Raw genomic sequence first — 6,646 nt, 5'->3', positions numbered from 1 at the left:
TTTACGCATCGTCAAACGTCCGTTTGGAAGCGTAAAGCCCCACCACCCCACATCCCCCGGTGAAAATGGCCCGCAGACCGCCTCAGAAGGCGCCAGGCGGCGCCGGCGGCGCAAAGGGGTTCATCGCCTACTACCGGGTCTCGACCGACAAGCAGGGCAAGAGCGGCCTCGGGCTGGAAGCCCAGCAGGACGCTGTGCAGCGCCATGTCGCCGCCGCCGGTGGCCGCATCCTGGACGTGTTCCAGGAAGTCGAGAGCGGGAAGAGGAACGACCGACCCGAGATTGCGGCGGCCATCGCCGCCTGCCGCATGCGCCGCGCCACGCTGGTCATCGCCAAGCTAGACCGCCTGGCCCGCAACGTCGCCTTCGTCTCCAACCTGATGGAGGCAGGCATCGAATTCGTCGCCTGCGACAATCCTTATGCGACCCGCCTGACCATCCACATCCTGGCGGCGGTCGCTGAGCATGAGCGGGAGATGATCTCAGCTCGCACCAAGGCCGCGCTTCAAGCCGCTAAGGTGCGAGGGGTCCGCCTCGGTAATCCCCGCCTGAGGGCAGGGGATGCCGAGGCGGCGCGGCGTGCAACCGAGCTGCGCCGCACCCGAGCCGAGCAATACGCGAAGGACGTGTTGCCGCTGATCGCGGCTGCACAGCGTGCGGGCTGCACCAGCCTGCCGCAGATCGCCGCGGCGCTGACCGCCCGCGGGATTCGCACACCATCCGGCGGTGATCACTGGCATCCGACCCAGGTGCACCGCCTCCTGAAGAAGGACCGCCCCGATGGCACCCCGCAAGCCGGCCGCTGAAGCGGCCGCCCCGCCGACCACGAATTACCCGGTCATCCGCGACAAGGCGCTGGTGGCCCTGGCCGAGGAATATGCCACCGGCGCGGCCGAGAAGAACCGGCTGGAGAAGCGGCTGAAGGTGATCAAGCCGGTGCTGGAGGCGGCCATGGGCGGCGCGCCGATGGCCACGGCCGGCAAGCGCATCCTGACGCAGGGCGAGGTGGCCGCCGTGCCGGGCGTGCCGGCGAAGACCATCACGGCCAAGATGGTCGGCGAGGTCATCCCGGCGAAGAACGGCCGGGCCGGCTACACCACCCTCGAGGTGCGCTGACCATCGGCAAGCTACGCGACCCCTACTACGCTTCGGCGGAGTGGCGGGCGCTGCGCGGGGCGGCGCTGGAGCGGGACGGTCATCGCTGCACCGTGCCGGGCTGCACCGCCCGGGCCGTGGTGGTCGACCACATCGTGTCCCGCCGGCGGGCCGGCGGCGACCGCCTGGCCAACCTCCGGAGCCTCTGCCGACCCCATGACAACCAGGTCAAGGAGGACCGGAACGGAGCTCGCCGGAATGGCGGCCTGCTGACCGTCCAGGGCTGCGACGCCAGCGGCCGGCCCCTGGACCCCGCCCACCCCTGGAACCGCCGCCAGCGGCCGCCCTAGGCCCGCCGCCGGCAGGGGACCAGGGGTGGGGGGGAGGGTCGAAAGTCTGACCCCCCTGGGGGGTCGACCGGCGGGGCAGCTCCCTTTGCACGCGGACCAAAAACAGAGGGGGGGGTTTCCGCCCTGGAGCGTTGAAAGCCTGACCGCACCGATAGACACTCAGGCGGCGGGGCGCTTCACCAACGCAAGTCCGATGCCGAGCGCCACCATGGCGGCCCCAGAACCCTCTCGCAGCCGGCGGATCAAAGTCGGACGCGTCGCCGCGCCTTGCCGGATCCCTGCTGCCGCGAAGGCGACCACGATGTCGGCCAGCGTGTTGAGTGCGACCGACACGAAGCCGAGCACCAGAAACTGGACGGCCACGCTACCCTGAGCAGGATCCACAAATTGCGGTACGAAAGCCAGGAAGAAGGCTGCCGTCTTCGGGTTTAAAGCCTCGACCAATACGCCCTCGTGGAAGGCTCGGCGCGGCCCGATCGGAGGTGTCGGAGCGCCGCCATTCAGGACGGTCGACGCGTCTCGGCGGGCGGCCTGAAATGTCCGGATCCCGATCCAGATCAGGTAGACGGAACCGATCAACTTCAGGGCAGTGAAGAGTTCTGCGCTGGCCAGCACAAGCGCGGACACGCCCAGGCTTCCTGCGACGACGTGAACCAAGCCCCCCAAGCCCGTGCCAAAGCTGGAAGCGATGCCTTCCGCCCGCCCGCCCGCGAGGGTCCGTGCGGCAACATAGAAGATGCCGGGACCGGGCGTGATGGCGAGCAGCAGGGCTGCGGCGGAGTAGAGAGCAAGTTGGGATAACTCTGGCACAACGATAGGCCTCTGTTCAGATACGGCTTGTTGAGTCGTTGAGGGCTCTCCTCGACCAGGAAGAGCTGGCACTCCTCAGAACCATGGATTTTGCCCGGCGTGTGGCCCGTCAAGAAAGTCCAGTTTCTATCAAAGATGGCGGTCCAGTTGCCGCCGGATTTTGGGCCTTCAGGACGCTATCCACCCATCTCCACCCATCCAGACCAGGTTCTCGCCCTGAGGGAGACCGATGACTTTCGAGGTGATCGCGGGCCCCGGGTCCGATGTTGAGGAGCCGGATTGGGAAGCGCTGATCCCGGCCCGCGCCGACGGCGAGCACGACAGGCTGCGCGAGACGGCGCACCGGGAATGGACCCGGATCGTCGCCGAGCTGCGCGACGCGCAGACCCTGGCGCCGGTGAACGGCCGCCAGGTCCTCCGCCTGGTGCTGGCCTACCTCCGGTACGACCTGGCCGTCGCCGTGGTGATGCGCGAGGGCGCCGTCACCAAGGCGCCGCGCACCAAGGTGCCGATGCTCAGCGTCTGGCAGACCGAGATGCGCGCCGCGGCCGACGACGCGAACAGCATGGAAATGGAGCTCTGCCTGAACCCGCGCCGGCGGGCATCGGCGGGCAAGGTGCAGAGGAAGGCGAAGCGTGTCACGGCAGCCGACGAGTTCCGCAAGCGCGGCGCAGGCTGACCCGACGACCGCCCATGCCCAGGATATCCTGGCCGGCCGGATCGTCTCCGGCGAGCTGGTGAAGCATGCCGCGGAGCGGCACATGCGCGACCTCCGCGACGGCGCGAAGCGCGGCCTGCATTGGCGGCCCGAGCTGGCCGCCAGGCCGCTGCGCTTCTTCCCGGCGATGTTCACCATCACCGCCGGCGCCAAGGCGGGGCAGCCGTTCCACCCACTGCCCTGGCACACCTTCACGGTGGGCAGCCTCTTCGGCTGGCGGCGCGCGGACGGGCTGCGGCGCTACCGCACCGCCTGGGCGGAGACGGGCAAGGGGCAGGCCAAGAGCCCGCTGATGGCGGGCCTGGGCATCTACCTCATGGGCTTCGAGGAGGTGCAGCGGGCGCAGATCTACGCGATCGCCGGCAACAAGAACCAGGCCAACGTCCTCTTCCGCGACGCCGTGGCAATGTGCCGCGCGCCGATCCCGGATGACGAGGACCAGGCCAGCCTGGCCAGCCTGGGCGACGTGGTGATCCGCGGCACCGGCGACATGGCCTGGAAGATCGAGCATCCGGAGAGCAGCTCCTACTTCCAGGCGCTGGCCGACGGCGACAGCATCTCCGGCCCGCGCCCGACCATGGTCGCCGCCGACGAGATCCACGAGTTCAAGTCGGCCAACGCGATCGAGCTGTGGTCGGCGGCGATCGCCAAGATGCCCGGCGACCCGCTGATGTTCCTGGGCACCAACACCCCGGCCGCCGACCAGCTCGTCGGCACCGAATACAGCGAGCTCTACCAGAACGTCGTCCGCGGCGTGTTCAAGGACGACAGCTCCTTCGTCTACATCGCCAGGACCGACAAGGGCGACGAGCCCTTTGAGGACGAGCGCTGCTGGCCGAAGAGCCTGCCGGCGCTGGGCGTCACCTATCCGATCGACAACGTCCGCGCCGAAGTGGCTAAGGCGCGGGGCTTGGCCAGCAAGGCCATGTCGGTGAAGCGCCTGTTCTTCGGCATCCCGGTCGGCTCGGCCGAGTACTGGATCGACGAGGACCTCTGGGAAGCCACGCTCGGCCAGCTCGACCTCGAGGCGCTGAGCGGCCGGCCCTGCTGGCTGGGCATGGACCCGTCGCAGCGGAACGACCTGACCGCGCTGGCCATCGTCTGGCTGGGCGAGGACGGCCGCTATTACGCCAGGGTCCTCTACTGGAAGCCGCGCGACACGCTGGCGGACGCCGAGGCCGAGGACAAGGCGCCCTACCCGGCCTGGGCAGAGAGCGGGGAGCTGAACGCCGTCCCCGGCCGCGGGATCCAGATGGGCTTCGTGGTCAGCGCCGTGCAGCAGCTGGTCGCCGACCACCAGGTCGAAGCCATGGCGTTCGACGCTGCGCACTTCGGCGGGTTCCGCGACGCGGCGGCGCTGGGCGGCTTCGATACCTGGGAGTTCATGGGGCCTGACAAGCCAGCCGGCGCTGGGCTGAAGATGATCCGGCACGCGCAGGGCGCGCGCGGCCTGCACTCCGAGCGGCAGCTCTGGATGCCGCAGTCGATCCAGGCCCTCGAGGACCTGATCCTGCAGGGCGGCATCACCATCGAGGCCAGCAGCATCACCAGGTGGTGCTCCGGCAACGCCTATCTCAACTCGGACGGCCAGGGAAACCGGTGGTTCGACAAGAAGCGGTCGCGCGGCCGCATCGACGGAATGGTCGCCCTCGCGATGGCGATCGGCGCGGCAACAGCCACCCCGGCAAAGGCCACGGGCAGCATCTGGGATCGAGACGACCTATGGGATTCATGAGCAGGCTCCGAGCAGGTGCGGCGAGCCCGCGAGCGCGGGTTGAGCCGACCCTGACCCCGCGGGCATCGCTCGAAAACCCGTCCAGCACGCTCGGCTCGCCGGAAGGATGGTTCCGGGACTGGGCCGCCGGCGGCGTGCGCCAGGAATGGGGCGTCCCGGTCACCGAGCGCACCGCGATGACGTGCTCGGCGGTCTTCCGCAGCGTCGCACTGCTCTCCGGCATCGTCGCGGCCATGCCGCTGAAGGTCTATCGGCGGGTGAAGGACGGGCGGGAGGAGGTGCCCGACCACCCCTTGGCGCGGATGCTGATGACCGCGCCCTATGCCGGCCGGCCGATGACCAGCTTCGTCTGGCGCGAACTTTGGGAGCTGAACGTGCTGCTGTGGGGCAACCACTACAGCATCATCCGCTACAACAACGCGGGGCGCGTGCTCGGCTTTGAGCCCGTCATGCCCTGGGCCGTCGAGGTCACGCGGAAGAATTACCGCAACCTCTACCGCTGCGTCCTGGAAGACGGCCGGGTCGAGTACGTCGACCACGACGACATGCTGCACATTCCCGGGCCGGGATTCGACGGCATCCAGGGCATGTCGCGCATCCAGCAGGCGGCGCGCAACTCGATCTCGCTGGCCATCACCCTGGAAGACCAGGCCGGCCGGATGATCGAGAACGCCGCCCGCCCTTCTGGCGCACTGGAGATCCCCCCCGGGATCAGCGCCGAGGGCTTCAAGCGCATGAAGGCGCAGTTCCGGCGCGACCTGGTCGGCCGGCACAACGCCGGCGAGGTGGTCTATCTGGACCAGGGGGCGAAGTTCACCCCCTTCCAGATCCCGCCCAAGGATCTGGACACCATCAATGCCCGGCGCATGCAGGTGTCCGACGTCAGCCGGTACTTCGGCACGCCGCTGCACATCCTGAACGAGACGGACAAATCCAGCTCCTGGGGCAGCGGCCTCGCCGAGATCAACCTGGCCTTCCTGATCTACACCATCGACCCCGACCTGGGCCGGATCGAAGCCGAGCTGAATTACAAGCTCTTCGCCGGCACCGACCTCTACTGCGAGTTCGACCGCGACACCCTGCTCGCCATGGACCCGGTGAAAGCGGCCGAGGTGATGCAGAAGGAGACCAGCAGCGGCGTGCTGCTGATCAACGAGTACCGGCGGAAGAAGAACCGGCCGCCGGTCGAGGGCGGCGACACGCCGCTGGTGAACAGCACCAACGTGCCCCTTTCACGCCAAACATCGCCTGCCGGAAAGATCTCCAATTAAGATTTTTCTCGACGTTTCTTCGATTTAGAAAAATCGTGTTGTATTCTATCGAAATGGGCAGCGACGTGATGCACAGCTTGGGCTAAATAATTAGAATGGCCCTCTATTATTTTTTCGTCTTCAATAATGTATTCTACATGTATAATACCATATGTCAGCTCTCCAACATTACCCTCTATTCCAATTCTTCTCTTTATTTCTTTGGAATTAGAATTGAGCATGATCCATAGATTGTGCCCTACAATTCTCCTGGCAGCCCAATGCGCGAAATGATGCCGGTGATCGCGGTAGTTTTCCATCGAACGAGCCGCTCGGATGATTCCTTCTTGAAGATTGGAAGTTGGAAGCTTTGAAGCAGCTGCAATTAGCTGCGGAAGAACTTGGCCATCTTGAAGCCCTGCCCCGTTCCTACTTTCGGGGCCCAAAGCGGCGTGCCGAAGGAGATCAATCAGCCTCCTGGCGTTAAGATCAACAAAACAATATTGCTGAACCACCCTTCCTATAAGATAAAAATCATCTTTGGTGAGATCTTCTGTCGAATAATGGAAAAAATCTTCTTTTTCGGAAGATATTCTTTCCATTATTCTGTTTACTTCTAGAGACGTTTTTCTGTTTGGTTTGTCTGCCATATCTTTGATATCCAATAATTTAGCCAAGAGCCTTTCAG

Annotated in this window: 7 protein-coding genes; 5 read left to right on the top strand and 2 right to left on the bottom strand. The window is 65.8% G+C overall.

The window, feature by feature from the left end:
- Positions 1 to 65: 65 nt before the first annotated feature.
- The gene (locus WFI16_RS26050) at positions 66 to 806 is read left to right on the top strand and encodes a recombinase family protein (protein ID WP_419900789.1); all 741 of its coding nucleotides are present in this window, start codon (positions 66 to 68) and stop codon (positions 804 to 806) included.
- Positions 781 to 1,116 carry a hypothetical protein gene (locus WFI16_RS26045; RefSeq protein WP_419900788.1) on the top strand — a complete coding sequence of 112 codons (336 nt, stop codon included), beginning with the start codon at positions 781 to 783 and terminating at the stop codon, positions 1,114 to 1,116. The genes WFI16_RS26050 and WFI16_RS26045 overlap by 26 nt, the downstream gene beginning before the upstream one ends.
- 488 nt (positions 1,117 to 1,604) lie before the next feature.
- Here WFI16_RS26045 and WFI16_RS26040 read toward each other — a convergent pair whose 3' ends face one another.
- Entirely contained in the window at positions 1,605 to 2,255 is a 651-nt protein-coding gene (locus WFI16_RS26040) for a LysE family translocator (RefSeq protein WP_419900787.1), read from the bottom strand.
- A 229-nt stretch (positions 2,256 to 2,484) separates the two neighbouring features.
- Between WFI16_RS26040 and WFI16_RS26035 the strand changes: the two genes are divergently transcribed.
- The 3 genes from WFI16_RS26035 to WFI16_RS26025 are packed head-to-tail and all read left to right on the top strand — an operon-like array spanning position 2,485 to position 5,979.
- Positions 2,485 to 2,934: a P27 family phage terminase small subunit gene (locus tag WFI16_RS26035; protein ID WP_419900786.1), complete on the top strand. Its 450-nt coding sequence runs from the start codon at positions 2,485 to 2,487 to the stop codon at positions 2,932 to 2,934.
- Complete coding sequence (locus WFI16_RS26030) at positions 2,891 to 4,708, top strand: terminase large subunit (RefSeq protein WP_419900785.1); 1,818 nt, start codon at positions 2,891 to 2,893, stop codon at positions 4,706 to 4,708. Before WFI16_RS26035 ends, WFI16_RS26030 begins: the two co-directional genes overlap by 44 nt.
- Positions 4,705 to 5,979, top strand: a complete 1,275-nt coding sequence (locus tag WFI16_RS26025) for a phage portal protein (RefSeq protein WP_419900784.1) — start codon at positions 4,705 to 4,707, stop codon at positions 5,977 to 5,979. Before WFI16_RS26030 ends, WFI16_RS26025 begins: the two co-directional genes overlap by 4 nt.
- Here WFI16_RS26025 and WFI16_RS26020 read toward each other — a convergent pair.
- Positions 5,976 to 6,623 carry a hypothetical protein gene (locus WFI16_RS26020; protein ID WP_419900783.1) on the bottom strand — a complete coding sequence of 216 codons (648 nt, stop codon included), beginning with the start codon at positions 6,621 to 6,623 and terminating at the stop codon, positions 5,976 to 5,978. The genes WFI16_RS26025 and WFI16_RS26020 overlap by 4 nt on opposite strands.
- Positions 6,624 to 6,646: the final 23 nt, after the last annotated feature.

The organism is Roseomonas sp. USHLN139, assembly GCF_037145735.1.
In the GTDB taxonomy this organism is placed as follows: Bacteria; Pseudomonadota; Alphaproteobacteria; order Acetobacterales; family Acetobacteraceae; genus Pseudoroseomonas.
Note: the sequence above shows the minus strand (reverse complement) of the source record. Positions and strands in the feature narration are given on the sequence as shown.

Excerpts from the sequence above, each read along its gene's own strand:
- WFI16_RS26050 (WP_419900789.1), top strand. The coding sequence starts at position 66 with ATGGCCCGCAGACCGCCTCAGAAGGCGCCAGGCGGCGCCGGCGGCGCA.
- WFI16_RS26045 (WP_419900788.1), top strand. The coding sequence starts at position 781 with ATGGCACCCCGCAAGCCGGCCGCTGAAGCGGCCGCCCCGCCGACCACG.
- WFI16_RS26035 (WP_419900786.1), top strand. The coding sequence starts at position 2,485 with ATGACTTTCGAGGTGATCGCGGGCCCCGGGTCCGATGTTGAGGAGCCG.
- WFI16_RS26025 (WP_419900784.1), top strand. The coding sequence starts at position 4,705 with ATGAGCAGGCTCCGAGCAGGTGCGGCGAGCCCGCGAGCGCGGGTTGAG.